At 48.9% G+C, this 20009-nt stretch carries 17 protein-coding genes; 14 read left to right on the top strand and 3 right to left on the bottom strand.

Features of this window, described 5'->3' with window-relative positions:
• The first annotated feature begins 4 nt into the window (after positions 1-4).
• The 8 genes from UNH61_RS17725 to UNH61_RS17690 all read left to right on the top strand — a co-directional run bounded on the left by UNH61_RS17725 (position 5) and on the right by UNH61_RS17690 (position 9380).
• A complete protein-coding gene (locus UNH61_RS17725) occupies positions 5-976 on the top strand; it encodes a hypothetical protein (protein ID WP_326993313.1) in 972 nt (323 codons plus the stop codon).
• A 76-nt stretch (positions 977-1052) separates the two neighbouring features.
• Positions 1053-2174, top strand: coding sequence for a UDP-N-acetylglucosamine 2-epimerase (non-hydrolyzing) (gene wecB / locus UNH61_RS17720; RefSeq protein ID WP_326993312.1), 1122 nt, complete (start codon positions 1053-1055; stop codon positions 2172-2174).
• Positions 2167-4059: an alginate lyase family protein gene (locus UNH61_RS17715; RefSeq protein WP_326993311.1), complete on the top strand. Its 1893-nt coding sequence runs from the start codon at positions 2167-2169 to the stop codon at positions 4057-4059. The genes wecB and UNH61_RS17715 overlap by 8 nt, the downstream gene beginning before the upstream one ends.
• A 7-nt stretch (positions 4060-4066) precedes the next feature.
• Positions 4067-5344: a glycosyltransferase family 4 protein gene (locus tag UNH61_RS17710; RefSeq protein WP_326993310.1), complete on the top strand. Its 1278-nt coding sequence runs from the start codon at positions 4067-4069 to the stop codon at positions 5342-5344.
• Complete coding sequence (locus UNH61_RS17705; protein WP_326993309.1) at positions 5319-5939, top strand: sugar transferase; 621 nt, start codon at positions 5319-5321, stop codon at positions 5937-5939. The genes UNH61_RS17710 and UNH61_RS17705 overlap by 26 nt, the downstream gene beginning before the upstream one ends.
• Before the next feature lie 12 nt (positions 5940-5951).
• A complete protein-coding gene (locus UNH61_RS17700) occupies positions 5952-6560 on the top strand; it encodes an acetyltransferase (protein ID WP_326993308.1) in 609 nt (202 codons plus the stop codon).
• Between the two features lie 5 nt (positions 6561-6565).
• Complete coding sequence (locus UNH61_RS17695) at positions 6566-7723, top strand: aminotransferase class I/II-fold pyridoxal phosphate-dependent enzyme (protein ID WP_326993307.1); 1158 nt, start codon at positions 6566-6568, stop codon at positions 7721-7723.
• A gap of 79 nt (positions 7724-7802) precedes the next feature.
• Positions 7803-9380 carry a gliding motility-associated C-terminal domain-containing protein gene (locus UNH61_RS17690; RefSeq protein ID WP_326993306.1) on the top strand — a complete coding sequence of 526 codons (1578 nt, stop codon included), beginning with the start codon at positions 7803-7805 and terminating at the stop codon, positions 9378-9380.
• Between the two features lie 6 nt (positions 9381-9386).
• Here the strand turns inward: UNH61_RS17690 and UNH61_RS17685 are convergent, their stop codons facing one another.
• Positions 9387-10127, bottom strand: coding sequence for a CpsB/CapC family capsule biosynthesis tyrosine phosphatase (locus UNH61_RS17685; RefSeq protein ID WP_326993305.1), 741 nt, complete (start codon positions 10125-10127; stop codon positions 9387-9389).
• Positions 10128-10165: 38 nt separating this feature from the next.
• A complete protein-coding gene (locus tag UNH61_RS17680; RefSeq protein WP_326993304.1) occupies positions 10166-10639 on the bottom strand; it encodes a GAF domain-containing protein in 474 nt (157 codons plus the stop codon).
• Between the two features lie 167 nt (positions 10640-10806).
• On the opposite strand from UNH61_RS17680, the gene idi reads away from it, so the two are divergent.
• A complete protein-coding gene (gene idi, locus UNH61_RS17675) occupies positions 10807-11346 on the top strand; it encodes an isopentenyl-diphosphate Delta-isomerase (protein ID WP_326993303.1) in 540 nt (179 codons plus the stop codon).
• Between the two features lie 195 nt (positions 11347-11541).
• Complete coding sequence (locus tag UNH61_RS17670) at positions 11542-12492, top strand: hypothetical protein (RefSeq protein WP_326993302.1); 951 nt, start codon at positions 11542-11544, stop codon at positions 12490-12492.
• A 123-nt stretch (positions 12493-12615) separates the two neighbouring features.
• Here the strand turns inward: UNH61_RS17670 and UNH61_RS17665 are convergent, their stop codons facing one another.
• Positions 12616-13317: a TMEM175 family protein gene (locus UNH61_RS17665; RefSeq protein WP_326993301.1), complete on the bottom strand. Its 702-nt coding sequence runs from the start codon at positions 13315-13317 to the stop codon at positions 12616-12618.
• Positions 13318-13485: 168 nt separating this feature from the next.
• Between UNH61_RS17665 and UNH61_RS17660 the strand changes: the two genes are divergently transcribed.
• From UNH61_RS17660 to UNH61_RS17645, 4 genes are read left to right on the top strand one after another with little or no spacing between them, the layout of a single operon-like run.
• Positions 13486-14832, top strand: coding sequence for a TolC family protein (locus UNH61_RS17660; RefSeq protein WP_326993300.1), 1347 nt, complete (start codon positions 13486-13488; stop codon positions 14830-14832).
• Between the two features lie 41 nt (positions 14833-14873).
• Complete coding sequence (locus UNH61_RS17655; protein WP_326993299.1) at positions 14874-16028, top strand: efflux RND transporter periplasmic adaptor subunit; 1155 nt, start codon at positions 14874-14876, stop codon at positions 16026-16028.
• A gap of 20 nt (positions 16029-16048) precedes the next feature.
• Positions 16049-19222 carry a multidrug efflux RND transporter permease subunit gene (locus UNH61_RS17650; protein WP_326993298.1) on the top strand — a complete coding sequence of 1058 codons (3174 nt, stop codon included), beginning with the start codon at positions 16049-16051 and terminating at the stop codon, positions 19220-19222.
• Between the two features lie 17 nt (positions 19223-19239).
• Positions 19240-19995: a class I SAM-dependent methyltransferase gene (locus tag UNH61_RS17645; protein WP_326993297.1), complete on the top strand. Its 756-nt coding sequence runs from the start codon at positions 19240-19242 to the stop codon at positions 19993-19995.
• The last annotated feature ends 14 nt before the right edge of the window (positions 19996-20009 follow it).

Genomic DNA, 20009 nt, shown 5'->3' with positions numbered 1-20009 from the left:
GACCATGAAGCAGACTTCGAAATTACTGATATTGGCTACCATGCCTCCTCCGATAGGAGGTGTGACAGTGCATATCCAGCGATTGCTGAAATACCTTGATAATAACGGGTACGACTACTCGTTTACGGATTTCAGAAGAAGTAGCAAGGGTACAGTGTGGAAGCAGATCAGGCAGCACCGGTATATTCATTTTCATATATACCACCCCGTAGTCCGTTTTTGTTTTGTACTGCTGGGCACCGTGTTGGGTAAGAAGATGCTTTTTACATTACACGGGAATGTTGGCCGTCATGGCTGGTTTTACAATCTCCTGGATCAGTATGCTTTCCGGGTAGCTTACATGCCTATTGTACTCAACCAGCGGAGCTTCGATCAGGGGCGTAAATGGAACAGCCGCACACAGCTGATAGGCGCCTTCATTCCGCCTCAGCAGGAAGAGCAGCTGCAGTTGACCGTATGGAACGCCGTGAGTGCTTTCAGAAATAAGTATGCCATCGTATTTGCAACGAATGCTTCTACGGTGTCGCTGGATAAAGCAGGCAACGAAACTTACCAGGTATCGCTGCTGGTAAAGATCTTTAATAAAATGCCACAGGCAGGGTTGCTGATCTCGGATGCCTCCGGTAAATACCGGCAGTATCTGAAGCAGCAGGGGCATCCTATCGCACCGAATATTCTGCTGATCAGTGAGCCTCATCCTTTCTTTGAGATACTGAAGATAGCCGATGTTTTTCTGCGAATCACCACTACCGACGGTGATTCACTGTCGGTGAAAGAAGCTTTGTTCCTCGAAAAACAGGTGCTGGCAACAGATGTGGTGAACAGGCCTCCGGGCACACAGCTGGTAGGATTGAATGAATGGGAGATAGAGGATGCGATCAGCAAAATGCAAAGAAGCAAAACAACGTATATACCTCACCGTATGATTAATGGCGGAGAGGAACTGCTTGAATTATACAAACAAACCGTAGCATAAACAGACTTTGAAAAAACCATATTGCGAAACCACCTGCTGAAGAAGCAGGTTCGAACCATATTAAAACCATATCGATATGAAGTTAACCATTATTGCGGGTGCGCGCCCAAACTTTATGAAAATAGCGCCTATCATCGCTGCTATCCAGGAAAAACAAGCGAACGGGTATGATATCAGCTTTCGTCTGGTACATACCGGCCAGCATTACGACAAAAACATGAGTCATTCATTTTTTGAACAGCTGGGCATTCCTGAACCAGATGCTAATCTGGAAGCGGGGGGCGGCACCCAGGCGGAACAAACCGCTAATATCATGGTACGCTTTGAAAAAGAACTAATCACTCATCCCTGCGATCTGTTGCTGGTGGTAGGAGACGTTACTTCTACGCTGGCCTGCGCCATCGTTGCTAAAAAGATGAAGATCAGGGTAGCACACGTGGAAGGAGGTATCCGTTCCGGTGATATTACTATGCCGGAAGAAGTTAATCGCCTCGTAACAGATGCCATCACCGATTATTTTTTCACTACCTCTGTAGTGGCTAATACCAATCTTCAGAAAGAAGGAAAAGCCGGTGCGCAGATCCTCTTTGTAGGAAACACCATGATAGATACGCTGTTGAAACAACGCAGCCGCTTCATACCACCGGCGATCTGGGAGCAGGCCGGGTTGCAGCCCCGCCAGTATTTCGTGATGACCTTACACCGCCCTGCCAATGTGGATGAAGAAAATAACCTCGGCCTGCTGATTGGTGAAATCATGGACAACAGCAGGGAACTGCCGGTCATTTTCCCGGTACATCCGCGCACAGCTAAGAGCCTGGAAAAGGTCGCCGTAAATCATCCCCGTCTCCACCTGGTGGAACCGCTGGGCTACCTCGAGTTCAATTACCTCGTAGAAAATGCTAAGGCAGTTATTACAGACTCCGGTGGCATCACGGAAGAAACGACGGTAATGGGTGTGCCCTGCATGACCCTCCGCGATTCTACCGAAAGACCGGAAACCTGTCTTACCGGTACTAATGAGCTGCTGGGCACCGACCCTAAAGCACTGGCCCCTGCCATGCAGCGGCTATTCGAAGGTAAATGGAAGAAGGGCGCTATTCCTGCATTGTGGGACGGTAAAACTGCAGAGCGGATTGTGGCGCATTTAATTGAATTGTTTGCGGTGAAGGAACAACCAGCTGTTGCATATGAGTAGCCTGAATACAGTATTTAATGGCATTAAGGTAGTGCGGAACATGGGCCTGCGATACGTCGCATTCCGTTCCGCACATGAGTTGAATCGCAGAACCGGGCGCCTGAAAAGGCGTTTCCCGAAAGCGCCTGCGTTCCAGCGTTACCTGTCGCTCGAAGAGTGGAAGCAACAATCAGTTAACTTCTTCTTCAAAAGCCGGGAAGACGTTAAAGTACCCCGGCAGCCTGCTCCGGAAATTGCACAACGCTTTGAACGGATCAGAAAAAATGAGCTCATTTTTTTCAACGGCGTAACCCTGCCGCTGGGACCGGATTTTTCCTGGCTGAGGAATCCGGATACCGGCTATGTTTATAACGGTGCGGCACACTGGACGGAAATAAACGACTATTCCGCAACTGCTGGCGATATCAAGTTCGTCTGGGAACGGGCCCGCTTTGCCTGGTTGTACGATGTGATCCGGTACGATCATCACTTCGGTGCAGATAATGCGAAGCTGGTATTTGAGGCGATCCTTTCGTGGATTGAAGCCAATCCTGTGAATTGTGGCCCTCATTATAAGTGCAGTCAGGAGATAAGTTTGCGCGTATTGAACTGGACCTTTGCTTTATACTTTTATCGCCATTCACCGGCACTGACCAACGAATTATTCGATCACATACAATATGCTATCTATTGGCAGCTGCATCACGTATATCATAACATCAATTTTTCGAGGATTGCCGTAAGGAATAATCATGCTATAACGGAAACGCTTACACTGTATCTGGGAGGCTTGCTCTTTCCTTCCCTGCCGGAGGCTGCACAATGGAAAGCCCGCGGCAGGAAATGGTTTGAACAGGAAATTGCCTATCAGATATATAACGACGGTACCTTCCTGCAATTCTCGATGAACTACCACCGGGTAGTGATACAACTACTTACCTGGGCGCTGCAATTGTCGACGCTCAATGGAGAAGTATTTGCTCCGGTAGTGAGGGAAAAGGCGCTCAAATCGCTCAGTTTTCTCCGGGTTTGCATGAATGATGGCAACGGATGGTTGCCTAACTACGGTGCTAACGATGGCGCTCTCTTCTTCGGGCTGAATAATCACCACTACCGCGATTACCGGCCGCAGCTGCAGGCCTTGTCCATGTTGCTGCAGGTAGATGCTGCGTTCCCTGATATCTACGAAGATACGTGGTGGTACGGCATCTCCCCGTTCGAATTTAAAACGAAAGTGCTGGAGGAGAACAAAGCGATATATGCTTTTCCGGAAGGAGGTTATTATATCTGCAGAGAGAAAGATACGCTGACGATGCTTCGCTGCGGAAGCCATAAAGACAGGCCCTCTCAGGCGGATAACCTGCACCTCGATATCTGGCATCATAACGAAAACCTGCTCATGGATGCAGGAAGCTATAAATACAATACCGACGAAGAAACGCTGCGCTACTTTATGGGCACAGCTTCACATAATACGGTGATGCTGGGTAACTACGATCAGATGCTGAAAGGCCCGCGCTTTATCTGGTATAACTGGTCGCAGTGCTCACGGGCAAAGCTATACGAAACAGCAGAAGAATATATATGGGAAGGCGCTGTCAGTGTATTTCAGCATGTAGGCGCTGACATTGTACACATACGCCAGGTGCGCAAGAACAAGCAACAGCCGGTTTGGGTGGTGAAAGATCATATACTGCACAAACCTCCCTACCTGGATATGCGCCAGCTATGGCACATGCCTTCTGCCGAAAAGCTGACGTTGAAAGCGGAAGACAGCAAGGGCGCCATCTTACAACCACATTTTCAGCCAGGGATGTATTCTTCCCTGTATGGTGTAAAAGAAGAGAATGCCACTGTTGTATTTGCTTCGGACGCTGATACTATCATTACGGAGATTATAATTTGATTTAGCTATGAAAATTCTACTGATTCACCAGTACTTCCTGGAAGAAGATGATCCGGGAGGTTCAAGATGGAACGAAATCACAAAAACCTGGACGGAGCAGGGCGCGGAAGTAACTGTGCTCGGAGGAATGATGCACTACAATGGTGCCGAGAAAAGGCCGGAGTATAAAGGAAAACACTTTGTAAAAAAACAGCAGGGCAACGTCACCGTATGGCGTTGTCATGTATCGGAATCTTATAACAAAAATTTCCTCGGCAGGCTCTGGGGGTATTTCTCATTTATGTTCTCATCGCTTTGGGCTGGTTTATTCAAGGTGAAGGGCAGTTTCGACGTAGTGATTGTTACATCGCCGCCTTTATTCGTAGGCTTTTCAGGCTATTTACTGTCGCGCCTGAAACGCATGCCGCTGGTGTTTGAAGTGCGGGATCTGTGGCCCGAATCGGCTATCGATACAGGGGTATTAAAAAATAAACTCGTGATTAAGCTGGCTTATTGGGTGGAAAATTTCATCTATCGCAAAGCCGCGCTCATTAACGTGCTGACGCCTGCTTTCTACAATACGCTGAGAGATAAAAAGAAGGTGCCGGTAGATAAGCTCATTTTCATTCCCAATGCAGCAGACTTTTCTTTATCGGATCACCTGCTGCAATCGTTCGATCGTGAAGCCTTCCGCAAACAGCATCAGCTCGATGGCCGTTTTGTCATCACCTATGTAGGTGCACATGGCGTGGCCAATCACCTGGAGCAGCTGCTGGATGCGGGGAAGGCACTGGAGGATACACCTGTATTATTTCAGCTGATAGGACAGGGAATGGAAAAAGCACGCCTGCAACAACTGGCTGTTGACAGGCAGGTGAAGAATGTGCGTTTCCTGGATGCGGTACCCAAGCAGGAAGTATTCCGGTATATCCTGGCTTCTGATATGGGCGCTTCCGTACTCAAGAAAGTGGATACGTTCAAAACAGTGTACTCCAACAAAACTTTCGACTACATGGCCTGCAAGAAACCTATTCTGATGGCGATCGATGGGGTATCGAGAGAACTGGTGGAAACCGCTGAAGCAGGCTGTTTTGTAGAACCTGAAAATGCAGAGGCATATAATACCGTGATCCGGGAATATCTCCGCAATCCTGCACGGTTACAGCAGGAAGGGGAGAATGGTTTCCGTTATGCCAAACAGAATTTCGATCGGCAGGTGTTGGCGCTCCGGTATCTGAATTTTATCGGAAAGAAGATCACTAAAGAAATACCAGTAAAAGATGCATTGGTACAGGAACATATTTAAACCGCTGGTAGATGTAACGGTAGCCCTGGTAGCGCTGCTGCTTTTATCGCCGGTGCTGCTGCTGTTAATAGTATTGCTGGCTATTGCCAACAATGGCAAACCATTCTTCCTGCAGCCAAGGCCGGGGAAGGATGGCCGCATTTTCCGCGTCATCAAATTCAAAACCATGAACGATCGCAGAGATGCAGCAGGGCAGCTGCTTTCGGATGAAGTAAGGCTCACGCCGGTAGGAAAGTTCGTCCGCAAAACATCGCTCGATGAAATTCCTCAGCTGATCAACGTCGTGAAAGGAGATATGAGCCTGATAGGCCCCCGTCCGTTGCTGGTCGATTATCTGCCGCTATATAATGAAGAGCAACGCAGGCGCCATGAAATGCGCCCCGGCATTACAGGCTGGGCGCAGGTGAATGGCCGGAATGCCATCAGCTGGTCGCAGAAATTTGCTTACGATGTTTGGTATGTAGATAATGCCAGCCTGGCACTCGATATAAAGATTGTATGGAAGACCATGCAGAAAGTTATTACATCAGAAGGTATTAATTCAGTAGGGTCTGCTACCATGGAGCGTTTCATGGGAAACGGACAGAATGGTTAAAAACATAAAATTATGTATTTGATCGGAGCAGGCGGACACGCCAAAGTAATCATAGAAATATTGCAGTCGAAACGAATTGCAGTACAAGGGGTATTTGATGATAACCCCGCCGTGAAGCAGCTCTGGAAGTATCCTGTTACCCCTCTTGCTGGTTCAGGAGAGCAGATCACTTCCGGTATGATCATCTCCATCGGCAATAATGCTATCCGGAAAAAAGTTGCGGAGCGCCTGCATACACGCTTCGGCGTGGCCATACACGAAAAGGCCAATTTGTCGCCCACAGCGATGGTCGACGAAGGTACGGTAGTGATGGCTGGCGCCACTATCAACGCAGATGTGAAGATCGGCCGGCACTGTATCGTGAATACCAATGCCTCCATTGATCACGACTGCATACTGGAGGATTTCGTACACGTTTCTCCGAATGCAGCCCTGTGTGGTAACGTAAGCATAGGAGAAGGCACGCATATAGGCGCCGGCGCTGTGATTGTGCCGGGTGTCTGCATCGGCAGGTGGGCCGTAATAGGTGCCGGCTCAGTGGTGACGAAGAATGTGCCGGATCATTGCGTGGTGATGGGAAATCCGGCCCGCGAAAAAATAGTCTCTCAACAATTAAACTGATTATAATGAATAACAAAATGTGGTTGTCGTCTCCGCATATGGGAAACGCAGAATTCGATCTGATCAAAGCTGCGTTCGACAGTAACTGGATTGCTCCGTTGGGAGCACACGTAGATGCTTTCGAAGAAGCACTGGCAGCCTATACGGGCAGCGGATATGCGGCAGCGTTATCTTCCGGAACTGCTGCGCTGCACCTGGCACTGATCCTGGCTGGCGTGCAGCCGGGCGATGAAGTGATCTGCCAGAGCATGACCTTTTCCGCTTCTGCCAACCCTATCGCTTACCTGGGCGCAACGCCTGTTTTCGTGGATAGTGAAAGAGACACCTGGAATATGGACCCCGCATTACTGGAAGTGGCTATCAACGAACGGATCATGGTAGGGAAGAAGCCGAAAGCGATCATTCCGGTTCACTTGTATGGCATGCCCGCGAAGATGAAGGAGATCATGGCAGTGGCAGCAAAATTCGGCATACCTGTTATTGAAGATGCAGCCGAGGCGCTGGGATCTCTGTACAACAAAAAAGCGTGCGGGAATATTGGTCAGATGGGTGTGCTGAGTTTCAACGGAAACAAGATCATTACCACCAGTGGCGGCGGAGCTTTGCTGGGCAATGATCCCAAACTGATACAACAGGCTCGCTTCCTTGCCACACAGGCAAGGGATACAGCGCCTCACTACCAGCACAGCCATATCGGCTATAACTATCGCCTCAGCAATATCTGTGCAGCCATTGGCTGTGGCCAGATGCTGGTGCTGGACGAGCGCGTAGATCAACGGAGAGCTAATTTCGACTTCTATCGCAAACACCTCTCACACCTGCCAGGGATATCTTTTCAGCCGGAGCCCGACAATTGCCACAGCAATCGCTGGCTTACCACCCTGCTCATTGATCCTAATGTTACCAATGGTATAACAAGGGAAACTATCAGGCTGGCGCTGGAGAAAGAAAATATTGAATCAAGACCTTTATGGAAACCGATGCACCTGCAGCCGGTCTTTGCCGATGCACCTGCATATGTGAATGGCGTGTCTGAAGAACTGTTCAATAACGGTCTGTGTTTGCCAAGTGGCTCTAACTTAACCGCTGAAGACCTGACGCGCGTGTTGACTATTATTAACCGTTGTTTCGAGGAAAGTCCGGTGCTGGCGGAGAACCATTAGCTTATATTGACGGATGATCCCCGTTTTTTTCCGGCACAGATCATCCGTCAATTGTCCCTCAAAAAATAAAGCCGTTGTCATGAAATCACTGCTGTATAAATGCCTGCAACAATGGACTGGTGTATGGAAGTACGTTGCAGCAGTACTGGTATACTTATTAAGTGCCTTGCATCCCCTTACCGCACAGGATATTTTATTGAAAAACCCATCCCTGGAAGGAACTCCCGGACAAGGGAAAGTTCCACCCGGCTGGAGGGGCAGGGGAACGCCGGATATACAACCCGGTACCCTGAACATCACACAGCCTCCCTCAGACGGTGCCACCTATGTTGGCCTGCACAGCGGCCCTAACTGGCTCGAATCTATCAGCCAGGAGGTGCCGCTGAAAGCAGGTAAAACCTATACCGTTGCTATGGACCTGGCGTATGCGCCTACTTATGCTTTCCTGGCCTGCTATGCCAGCATGACGATATATGGGGGAAACACGCCCAGCGATACGGCGGAGCGGTTGTGGAGCACAGGTGATTTTTACCACACCAATTGGGCCCGTTATTCTTTTGTGTTCAGACCAACCCGCGACTATAAGTTTATTACGTTCATGGCTGATCCGTGGAAGCCCTGCGACAAGAGCATTTATGGATCAGCGCTGCTGATTGATAATATCTCCGGTGCGTTGCTGGAAACGCCCGAACTGGCGGTGACCGTGAAGAATACCTGTAAAGGTGAAAGCAGGGGAGAAGCCAGCGTAACAGTGAATGGCGTCACTCAGCCTTATACGGTGCAATGGAGCCCTGGAGGGGAAACTACGGAACATATTACCGGCCTGGCTGCCGGTAATTACGAGGTTACCGTTAAACTGCCTAATGGTACCAGTGCCACCAAACAGGCCACAGTAGGCGCCTGGGAAGTGAAAAGCAAGGTAACGGTTACGCCTTCTGCCTGCTATGGCCAAAACAACAACACCATCGAACTGGCTACCGATGGGGGAACTGCTCCCTATCGCTACTATTTCAACGGCAGCAAAAATGCAGTATACACGCCTTCTTTCACTAAGCTAACACCGGGTGATTATAGTGTATTGGTAAAAGATGAAGAAGGTTGTGCGGAGCCAATCGATCATATCACAATAACAGAACCCGCACCATTGGAAATCACAGGCGTACGTACAAAGGATGTGAGTTGTTCATCTACTATGGACGGAAAGATCAGGCTTGAAATAGCAGGGGGAACGCCTCCTTATGCGTTTAGTCTTGATAACAATGGATGGCAGGCCGACAGTAGCTGGGGTGGACTCGATGCGGGTTCTTTTCATTTTCGTGTAAAGGATGCACATGAATGTCCGGCTGAAGGGAGTGCAGTGATCAATCGCAATATACGTGAGTGTGCGGTGTTTGTGCCCACTGCTTTTACGCCGAATAATGATGGGCAGAACGATCTGTTCCACGCCAAAGTGCATGATGATGTCAGGGAATTCAGATTGGAAGTATATACCCGCTGGGGACAAACAGTGTTCAGTACCACTAACCCTGAAGGAGCCTGGAACGGGGATTTCCGGGGAAGCCAGCTGCCTGCGGGCGCTTATGTATGGGTGCTCACATATATCGATAGTAAGCAACAGGCACGTAAGCAAACCGGTACGGTGATGCTGATCCGTTAGTACCGGTTATAAGGTATAATTCAAGAAAGGGTATGCCTCCAGTGTTTTACGTAGTTTGTGTTGAGATGCGATACCGGCAATAGCCTGCAGGTGCCGCTCGTGGTGAAGGTCCGTTCCGGCATAATCGATCAGTCCTGCTGCAAGGAGCTTTTCTGCTGCCAGCTGCACCTGCTTGCCATAATATCCTGTGAGGGATAACAGGTTAACCTGCAGCTGGCAGCCCAATTGCTTTAACTGGCGGTATTGATCTATATCTGCATGATAGTAAGGATATCTTTCCGGGTGTGCCATAATCGGCTGGTAGCCTGCGGCCTGTATATCAAACAGCCATCCGTGTAACTGCGGTGGCGCCGCAACAAAAGATATCTCCACAAGAACTTTGTTGCCCGAAACGGTTAACAGCGGCTGTTGCAGCAATGGTACAAATTGTTCATCGAGATAATATTCTGCTGCATGGTGAAATGGTATTGAAATATTATTGGACTGTAACGCCACTGAAACCGCCTCATAAGGCTGCGCCATGGTAGCAGCTGAATTAGGATACCGGTCCATGATAATATGTGGCGTGGTCACTATTTTCCTGACGCCCATATGCTGCAGCCGGCTGATGAAATTCACCGACGTATCTGTGTCCCGCACGCCATCGTCGATGGCCGGCAGTAAATGAGAGTGTATATCTGTATGCAGAAATGATAATAGCTCAGCTGGCAACTCTCCATTCTTATTGCGTTTGCGGAAAAAAAACATATAGATCTTTCAATAAAGCGATGATAAAAGTCGCTTTTCTATAACACAATCAGTGCCACAATTTGCTCGAGATACTGCTGATCAGTAGCATCGAAATGAGCGAGGTGCTCGGAATCCACGTCCAGTATGGCTTTTACTTCGCTGTTATAAATGAGAGGTACTACTATTTCAGATTGCGATAAACTGCTGCAGGCGATATGACCGGGAAAAGTTGCTACATCCGGCACGATCAATGTGGCAGCCTGGGCCCAGCTGGTGCCACAAACACCCCTGCCCTTACGGATACGGGTACACGCTACAGGCCCCTGAAACGGCCCCAGTACCAGTTCTTCTCCTTTCACTATGTAAAACCCTACCCAGAGCCAGCCAAACTGCTCTTTTAATGCAGCCGCCACATTGGCCATATTGGCCACCAGATCGGGTTCACCGTCCAGCAAACCCTTTATTTGCGGGATAAGTGATTGATATTGTATTGCTTTATCTCCTTTGATAATGTGCAGGTCTTCCGCCATATTTGTTGTGTTAAAGAGTACAAAAATCCGGAAAATTTAAATTAAATTAGCTTAATAACCGTTAAAGAATTAGCGTTAACCATTCAACCGGTATTTGTCTGTACAGGAAAGTATATTTTATTATCTTGCTGTTTTCAGCTGCCGGCTGCAAAATTATTTGAGGAACTATGAAATCACCTGACATTATACTAGTGAACGAACAGGACGAAGCTATTGGTACGATGGAAAAGATGGAAGCCCACGAAAAAGGACTGTTACATCGTGCTTTTTCCGTATTTATCATCAATGATGCAGGTGAAATATTGTTACAGCGCAGAGCGTTGGAAAAATACCATTCACCCGGATTGTGGACAAATGCCTGCTGTAGTCATCCGTACCCGGATGAAACTACGGAAGCTGCCGCCCATCGCCGTCTCGGCGAGGAGCTGGGTTTTGATTGTCCCCTTCATGAAATTTTTTCATTCACCTACAGAACGGAATTTGATAATGGTTTAACAGAGCACGAATTTGACCACGTATTGCTGGGTACCTATAACGGTGATATATATCCCAATCCCTCTGAAGTATGTGATTACCATTTTTTAAAGACCGACCGGATACTTGATTTAATGAGAAGAGAGCCCGCGTCATTTACCTTCTGGTTTCATCAGGCATTACCATTGGTACTACAGCACCTGAAAACCGGGACCAATGCCACGGAAGTTTAATTTAAATGATCGCTATGCCAATTTATTTTTAACCGCAATCATTTAAGATTACCTGCACCTAGCCAGCTGTTTCTACTGCTTCACGTGGTGGGATGACGCTGTATGTCCACCTGTCACATGTTTACCTGGATCTGCTCCCGGTAACAGCCTTGTTTTTCCATAACCCTCAATAGTTAACTATTAAATTTAAATCACATGACAACCATTCAATTACCTGTGATGAGGTATCCCTTCCCTTCAGCAGTAAACCATTATGCCAACGAAGCCCAGGAACATGTTACAGACTGGGTACAGACTTATGGTCTGCTAAAAACAGAAAAAGCATTCCTGCGTTTTCAAAAAGCGCGGTTTGCCTGGCTGGCGGCCAGGGCGTTTCCTGACGCAGGACTACACGAACTTTGCATTATTGCCGACTTCAACACCTGGTTGTTTATCCTCGATGATCAATGCGATGAAGCGGCTGTAGGTCGCCGGGCAGAGTACCTCAAAAGCCTGATGGCTGGCCTGATGAGCATCCTCCGTTACAACAAACAGCTGACTGCCACTGAAGGAGGGCTTCCGGCGGCGCTCAGCAGCATCTGGGAACGGATGAGGGCCGTGAGCAGCCCTGCCTGGCGCCTCCGGTTCATCCGTAGCATGGATGACTATTTCCTGTCGTGCATCTGGGAAGCCGAAAACCGCGAAGCCGGCCGGACGCCTTCCGTGAGCGACTATGTGCGCATGCGACCCTATACCGGTGCACTGCTGGCTGATATCGAAGCCATCGAGATCATTGAAAAGATTTATCTCCCGCGCCCCGTTGCTGAACACGCCCTGTTGCAACGAATGATCGAAGCATGCAACAATATCGTCTGTTGGGCCAACGACCTGATGTCCTGTGCCAAAGAAGCCCGGCAGGGCGACGTCCATAACCTCGTACTTGTGCTCAAAGAAGCCGGCAACCTTTCCCTTCAGGAAGCCATTAATGAGGCCCTGCGTATGCACAACGAAGAAGTAGCCATCTTCGTTGCCCTCGAAAAACTACTTCCACTCACCGGCGCCGAATCCGATTACGAATTGCTGCGCTACGTTTCCGTGCTCCGCTCCTGGATCATGGGTAACTACGACTGGAGCACAAAAGATACAGGACGGTATGGATTGAATTAAGAATAGAGAATGTGGAATTAAGAATGAGAGCGGAGATCTTAGCGATTAATAGTAACAAACATTACTATCCGCTAAGATCTTCGCTCTCATTCTTAATTCCACATTCCCTATTCTTAATTCCGCTCAGGGGTTTTCCATCTTATGAACCAACCGCAACGTATTCCGCTTCTTAATCTTCAGCCGGAAATAATTAAACAGGGCCAGCGCTGGTATCATCAGGTAACTGACACGCTGGTACGACAGGTTCTCCGGAAACAGGAAATACGTCATGGCAATAACCGTAAATCCGGTGGCCATCGTAAGAAAACTATATTTCAAACGCTGATACAACAGCTCTTTTTCCATGTGATGCCCGGGAACTGTCAGGTCGGGGTTTTTCTGGAAAACATAATAGCTGATCCAGAACAAAGCCGCCAGACAGGCCGTCAGATTACAGAGATAGATAAAGAATGGCAGCATAAAATGGGCGTTCGTATGTAGCAGGGCGTTAGTAGAGAAGGGGAATGTCACTATAAAAAATAAAAAGAAAAGATTACGGTGTATCAATCCTTCCTTGTAATTTTGAAGAAACCTGCATAAATTGAGATGCCGGACCCAAAAGTTTCCGATTAATATAAAACTTACTGCAAATGTCATGAATTGGAGGGCAGTAGGTCGTAATATCTCCCAATAACTGTTAACAGATATTTTCTCCGGAAAAGGAGGCAGCCTGATTTCAAGGATCAACAATACAATAGATACGGCAAATACAACGTCACTGAAAAGGATTAGTCGCTCCAGCTCAAATTCACGATGAAAGGGTTTGGATTCTTTGATGACAGACATAGACATAGTTAACAATAACTTTTCCGAAAGATACGAAAATAGCGCGTTGCTGTTCCTGGCCCTTTGACGGGTTTCGTCACCAATGGCCCTATTTATCTTATACAGAACCTTTTTACCTGTTTGTTGTTAAATATTTATCAATCATCATATACTTTCAAAGTAACAAGTATGCATTGTCGACTTTTTTTATTCACCTTTCTTTTATTGTCAGGGTTAACAAGAGCTTATGGGCAGAAGGATACGACGCAGCCGGGGACGTTTGCTTTTAATCTGGCAAATTGCATACAATACGGTCTGGAACATCAGCATGATGTCGTAAATGCCCGCCTGGATGAGCAGTTTTCAAAGGAACAGATCAAGGAAGCTACGGCTAAATTGTTTCCTCATGCCACTATCAATGGCAGCCTTACAGACAATCTCAAACTGGCTACTTCGCTGATTCCGGATTTCAGTAACCTGAGCTCCGGCAAAAAAATACCTGTCCAGTTCGGAACCAAATTCGCCTCCTCCGTTACCGGCCAGGTGAACCAGACGATCCTGAACAGCGACTACTTCATCGGACTGAAGGCTTCTAAAGTCTACGGCGGGCTGGCGCAAAAGACCGCCAAACGAACGGAGATCGATACACGCGTGGCCATTACCCAGGCCTATTACGCTGTATTGGCCAACGAAGAAAATATCCGCCTCTCCAAATCCAACATGCAGCAACTGAAGAAAACCCTGGATGATACTAAATCCCGCTACGATGCCGGGGTGGCGGAAAGAGTGGATGTAGACCGTATCCAGGTGTCCTATAATAATGTTGTCACCGATATTGAAACCCAGATCCGAACCCTCGTATATACGATGCAGTTACTCAGGTTCCAGATGGGGATGCCACAGGAAAGCCAGCTGACCCTGACAGAAACCGTACAGGATCTTAATGTAGCGTCTTTTATCGCCGATACAATAGATTATAAGGTACAGGACCGTATCGAATATGCGCTTCAGGTTAACCAGATCGCTATCAATGAACTGAGCCTTAAAAGCAAGAAGATGCAATATCTTCCCACTTTAAGCGCTTATGTGAACTATGGCTGGAACTATTTCTCCAGTACTTTCGGCGACTTGTACAAGACAGGTTTCGGCGCCTCCGCTCTCGGCCTGACCCTGTCGTGGCCCATCTTTACCGCCACCGAACGGTTGCACCAGATCCGGGAAAGCAAAATCACCCTGAAAAAGTCGCAGAACGACCTGGATTACCTGACCCAGCAGATCAAAGTGGACGTTGCAAATGCCAGCACACAATATCTCAATAATAAAGACAAATTCACAACGCAGAAAACCAATATGGACCTGGCTCAGGGCATATACGACAGAATAGTACTGAAGTTTGACCAGGGAGTGGCTACCAGCCTGGATGTCACTTCCGCTGAAAATGACCTGAAACAGGCCCAGGTGGGCTATGTACAGGCGCTGCTGAATACACTCATCAGCAAAACAGACCTGGACAAGGCTATGGGTAAGATCAAATAAACCGTTGCTTTTACTTTTTCTAATCGCAATCTCTTTCTAATATGTATCTGATAAATAACAAGCGGAACTTTTATGTGGCAGTTATGATAGGCTGTGTGGCCTGCGGCAACAGTAAAAAGCAACAACAGGCCGCCATGATGATGGGGAAGATGAAACCTACGGTGGTAGCTGCGGAAGTGGTGCCAGCCGTATATACGGTGGCAGAAAAATTTCCTGCAACCCTGGTGGCACACGATGTGGTGGAGCTCCGGCCCGATGTCAGCGGCTACCTGGAGTCGATCCGGGTCGCAGATGGCGCCAGCGTTACTAAGGGGCAGCCTTTGTACGACATCGACAGGAGCCGTTATTCAGCTGCCTATAATCAGGTAGCCGCCGCCCAGCAACAGGTAGAAGCTGATCTGGCGCTGAAGCAACGCGATTACGACAGGTACAAAACCCTGCTGGAACACGATGCCATCTCCAAACAAACCGTCGACCAGGCCCATACCGCCCTGCTGAGCGCCCAGGCAAACCTGGCTGCCGCTAAAGCCAATGTGGCCAGAGCCGGTACCGACGTGAGCCATGCCATTGTAAAAGCCCCCGTTAGCGGCAAAATAGGCATCGTTCAGATCAAAGTCGGAGATATCGTTAATGCCGGTCAGACACTCATCAACACAATCGTTAACGAACATCCGATGTTTGCCGATATGGATGTGCCTCAGGCACGCCTGCCCGAATTCCTCCGTATCCAGAAAGGACAAGGCGATCAGCAGTTCTTTATCCAGTTCGGGGATGGTACCCGCTACGAAGAATCCGGTAAGATACTGACCATCAACAATATTGTAGACCCACAAACCGGTACTGTACGTGTACGGCTTGTTTTCCAGAATAAGGATAATATGCTGAAATCCGGTATGAGCATCGTAGTAGTGATGCAATACGGTACCGCCAATACGCAGCTGGCCATTCCCGCCAAAGCTATCATACAGAGTTTGTCGGAAACAAGCGTATTCACACTTTCTAAAGATAATGTGGTAAGTTCCAAATATATCGTACCGGGACCGGTAACGGATACTATGCAACTGGTCAACGGCGGACTGAACGCAGGTGACCGCGTTATTATAGAAGGCGTGCAGAAAGTGAAACCCGGCGACACAGTGAACATCGCAGGCGCAGCAGGGGCTGCACCAGCAGCTCCGGGAGCAGGTAAACACTAATACTAAATCACTATCACGGTATGATCTCGAAAACATTCATAGAGCGGAAGAATACTACGATCGTAATAGCCATCATCATTGTGATTGTAGGGTTGATCTGTATGTTCAACCTTCCTATTGCACAGTTGCCCGATATTGCTCCCCCGGTAACTTCTGTAAATGCTAACTACGTTGGGGCCAACTCCAGTACGGTGGAAGAAACGGTTACCACGCCCATAGAAAACCAGGTAAACGGTACCCCGGGCGCTATGTACCTGCAATCTACCAGCGCCAACGATGGCTCCATGAGCATTACAGTTACCTTTAAGCTGGGTACCAATCCGGATATCGCCACCCTCGATGTACAGAACCGCGTGAGCCTGGCCCTGCCCAGTACTCCCGATGAAGTACGGCGTGTAGGGGTGACCGTTAAAAAGCGTTCCAATGATATGTTGATGGTAATTGCCCTGAACTCTCCCAAGGGAAAACACACCCGGGAGTTCCTCGACAACTACCTGAATATATACCTCAAGCCTGAACTGGCCCGCGTTGCCGGGGTAGGTGATGTAACCGCCTTTTCGCAGGACTATAGCATGCGTATATGGTTGAACCCGGATAAAATGGCGGCGCTCGGGCTGACGCCTGGTGATGTGGCCGGCGCTATCATGGAGCAAAACCAGCAGGTGCCTGCCGGTAGCATCGGTGCGCCACCCATGGATAAGAAACAGGCGTTCGAATATACGGTTAGCGTAAAAGGTCGCCTTGCCACTTCCGAAGAATTCGGGAATATCGTGGTGGCGAAGAGCAAAAGCGGCGCGCTTGTGAGGCTCCGCGATGTAGCCCGCATTAACCTGGGTTCCTTTACCTACGCCATCGAAGCCAAAGCAGATGGTAAAACCGGCTCCGGTATGGCCATTTACCTGGCTCCGGGCGCTAATGCCCTGAATGTGAACGACCTGGTAATGGCCAAGATGAAGGAAATGTCGAAAGGCTTTCCGGAAGATGTACAATGGCTGGTACCTTTTGAAACTACGTCCTTCGTAAGAATATCCATCGAAGAGGTGGTGCAAACCTTTATCGAAGCGCTGATACTGGTGGTGATCGTGGTATTTGTGTTCCTGCAGAACTGGAGAGCCACGCTCATTCCTATCCTCGTTATTCCGATCTCCCTGATAGGTACTTTCATCTTCTTCCAGCTACTGGGCTTCTCTATCAATACCCTGACGCTGTTTGGTTTCGTACTGGCGATCGGGATAGTGGTGGATGATGCCATTGTGGTAGTGGAAGCGGTGCAGCATCATATCGATGCCAACCTGATGACGCCGAGAGAAGCTACTTTCAAAGCCATGTCGGAGGTACAGGCCCCGGTTATCGCCATTGCCCTGATCCTCGCGGCGGTGTTCGTACCCGTGGCATTCATCCCCGGTGTGAGCGGGAAGCTGTATCAGCAGTTTGCATTGACGATCGCATTTTCCGTATTGCTGTCGGCCTTCCTGGCGCTGACGCTTACGCCTGCATTAACAGCCATCCTGTTGCGGCCTGCCCATCTCTCCCAAAAATCTCATGGGCTCAATAAACTCTTTTATAAATTCAACGAAGGATTTAACCGCTTTACCGAACGTTATGGCCGTGGGGTAATGCATTGCATACGCTTCACGCCGGTGATCCTGGTGATCATGGTAGGCATATTTCTCGGAGCGTTTTACCTGTTCAAGAAAACGCCCACCACATTCGTTCCGCAGGAAGATATGGGTGCGATGTTCATTGCGTTGGAACTGCCCGAAGCAGCTTCTTCTCAACGTACCCGCGAAGTGGTATCTGAAATCAATAATATTCTGCTGTCCGACAGTGCTGTGGCGCACTTCTTCGGCATCAGCGGTATGAACTTCGTGGCCAATGCTGCCAAACCTAATGCCGGTACCTTTTTCGTGAGCCTGAAACCCTGGGATGTAAGGTATAAGCATGGCGACGATATCGGAACCGTGCTTGGCAGGATACAGGGCGCTACCAGCCGGATTGTGGGCGCTACCATTATCTGTATTCCGGCGCCTACCCTGAGAGGATTGGGTAACTCCGGTGGTTTTTCGTTTATGCTGGAACAACGCAGCAACCCGGATATCAATCAGTTTCTGCAGGTGATGTACCAGTTTCTCATGGCCGCCAACCAACGGCCGGAGATCGCCAGGGCGTACGCTTTCTTTAGTGCCAATACGCCACAATTCAATGTGGATGTGGACCGCGATAAATGTAAACAACTGGGGGTAGCCGTAAGTGATGTGTTCAATGCCCTGCAAACTTTCCTCGGCGGGCTGTATGTGAACGACTTTACCAAATTCAGTCGCAGCTTCCGCGTGGTGCTGCAGGCCGATTCACTTTACCGTACCAGCATCAATAATCTGAGCACCTACTATGTGCGGAATAATGTGGGGCAGATGGTGCCGCTCAGTGCACTGATTACTACGAAAAACGCCACCGGCGCGCCGGTAATCAACCACTTCAACCTGTACCGTTCCGTGGAAATAGACGGGGATGCTAAAACCGGCTACAGTAGCGGTGATGCTATCGAGGCCCTGAAGGAGGTAGCCGCAAAAGTACTGCCCGAAAACTTCTCCTTCGAGTGGGCTAATATCTCATTGCAGGAAATTGAAGCCGGTAATAGTAGTGTACTGATATTTGCATTGTCGATCCTGTTCGTATTCCTGCTCCTCACTGCTTTGTACGAAAGCTGGTCAGTACCGTTCTCTGTATTGCTGGCGGTGCCTATTGCCTTGTTCGGATCTATCCTTGCCCTGTCGCTGACCCGGCAGGCAAACAGCGTATACTCACAGATTGGTTTGATTACCCTGATCGGGTTGGCCGCTAAAAACGCCATCCTGATCGTGGAATTCTGTAAGGAGCGGGTCGACAGGGGGATGCCTTTGCTCGATGCTACGCTGGAAGCGGTGAAACTCCGTCTCCGTCCTATTCTGATGACTTCCTTCGCCTTCATCCTTGGGGTGCTGCCGCTTTGTACGGCGAAAGGCGCCGGTGCTGCTTCCCGCGTGAATATTGGGTTTACCGTAGTAGGAGGGATGCTGGCAGCCACAATGCTGGGAATATTTACCGTACCTGTACTATATGTATTGATCACGAAGCTCTCTTATGGTAAGAAGAAGCTGGCTGATCTTGAAGCACATGGTAATGAAGAGAAAAAGCCTAAGGGTTTGGGAGAATAGCCCTAACTTCATTACGCATGAAAAAGAACACTGAACGATTTAGTTCCCGCGTAGATAATTACGTGAAATACCGGCCGCATTACCCTGCGGCCGTTATTCCTTTTCTGGAGGCCGAAGCTGGTCTTACCCGTGAGTGGGTAGTGGCGGATATCGGCGCTGGTACCGGTATTTCCGCCCAGCCTTTTTTGGATAACGGCAATAAGGTATACGCTGTAGAGCCTAATCCGGAAATGAGAGAAGCCTGTATCGCGCTACTGCAGCGTTATCCGGGCTTTAGCGCCGTAAACGGCACGGCTGAACATACCACATTACCGGATGCATCCATGGATCTGATTGTGGCCGGTACGGCTTTTCACTGGTTCGATCAGCAGGCGGCTGCACCGGAGTTCCGCCGCATTGCCCGAAAGGGTGCGCAAACGGTGCTGATGTGGAATGTACGGCAGGCAGCATTGCCTTTCGAAAAAGGGTATGAAAAACTGTTGCACCAGTATGCCAATGATTATAAAGACATGACCCACCGTAATGTTGGCCCTGCTGAGCTCTCTGCTTTCTTTTCCCCTGGTACTATGAGGGAAAAATCTTTTCAGAATGCACAGGTATTTGATTTTGCGGCGCTGAAAGGTAGATTGTTGTCATCTTCCTATACACCTGAAAAAGGTGAACCGGCTTATGAGCCTATGATCAGTGCGCTGGAAGACCTGTTCGAAAAACACCAGGAGCAGGGAATGGTAAAGTTCCACTACGAAACAATGTTATATATCGGGAACGTATAAACGCCAGGCGCAGG

It is taken from the genome of Chitinophaga sp. 180180018-3, assembly GCF_037893185.1.
In the GTDB taxonomy this organism is placed as follows: domain Bacteria; phylum Bacteroidota; class Bacteroidia; order Chitinophagales; family Chitinophagaceae; genus Chitinophaga.
This window is presented reverse-complemented; position numbering and strand designations above follow the sequence as displayed.

Excerpts from the sequence above, each read along its gene's own strand:
- UNH61_RS17725 (WP_326993313.1), top strand. The coding sequence starts at position 5 with ATGAAGCAGACTTCGAAATTACTGATATTGGCTACCATGCCTCCTCCG.
- wecB (WP_326993312.1), top strand. The coding sequence starts at position 1,053 with ATGAAGTTAACCATTATTGCGGGTGCGCGCCCAAACTTTATGAAAATA.
- UNH61_RS17715 (WP_326993311.1), top strand. The coding sequence starts at position 2,167 with ATGAGTAGCCTGAATACAGTATTTAATGGCATTAAGGTAGTGCGGAAC.
- UNH61_RS17710 (WP_326993310.1), top strand. The coding sequence starts at position 4,067 with ATGAAAATTCTACTGATTCACCAGTACTTCCTGGAAGAAGATGATCCG.
- UNH61_RS17705 (WP_326993309.1), top strand. The coding sequence starts at position 5,319 with ATGCATTGGTACAGGAACATATTTAAACCGCTGGTAGATGTAACGGTA.
- UNH61_RS17700 (WP_326993308.1), top strand. The coding sequence starts at position 5,952 with ATGTATTTGATCGGAGCAGGCGGACACGCCAAAGTAATCATAGAAATA.
- UNH61_RS17695 (WP_326993307.1), top strand. The coding sequence starts at position 6,566 with ATGAATAACAAAATGTGGTTGTCGTCTCCGCATATGGGAAACGCAGAA.
- UNH61_RS17690 (WP_326993306.1), top strand. The coding sequence starts at position 7,803 with ATGAAATCACTGCTGTATAAATGCCTGCAACAATGGACTGGTGTATGG.
- UNH61_RS17685 (WP_326993305.1), bottom strand. The coding sequence starts at position 10,127 with ATGTTTTTTTTCCGCAAACGCAATAAGAATGGAGAGTTGCCAGCTGAG.
- UNH61_RS17680 (WP_326993304.1), bottom strand. The coding sequence starts at position 10,639 with ATGGCGGAAGACCTGCACATTATCAAAGGAGATAAAGCAATACAATAT.
- idi (WP_326993303.1), top strand. The coding sequence starts at position 10,807 with ATGAAATCACCTGACATTATACTAGTGAACGAACAGGACGAAGCTATT.
- UNH61_RS17670 (WP_326993302.1), top strand. The coding sequence starts at position 11,542 with ATGACAACCATTCAATTACCTGTGATGAGGTATCCCTTCCCTTCAGCA.
- UNH61_RS17665 (WP_326993301.1), bottom strand. The coding sequence starts at position 13,317 with ATGTCTGTCATCAAAGAATCCAAACCCTTTCATCGTGAATTTGAGCTG.
- UNH61_RS17660 (WP_326993300.1), top strand. The coding sequence starts at position 13,486 with ATGCATTGTCGACTTTTTTTATTCACCTTTCTTTTATTGTCAGGGTTA.
- UNH61_RS17655 (WP_326993299.1), top strand. The coding sequence starts at position 14,874 with ATGTATCTGATAAATAACAAGCGGAACTTTTATGTGGCAGTTATGATA.
- UNH61_RS17650 (WP_326993298.1), top strand. The coding sequence starts at position 16,049 with ATGATCTCGAAAACATTCATAGAGCGGAAGAATACTACGATCGTAATA.
- UNH61_RS17645 (WP_326993297.1), top strand. The coding sequence starts at position 19,240 with ATGAAAAAGAACACTGAACGATTTAGTTCCCGCGTAGATAATTACGTG.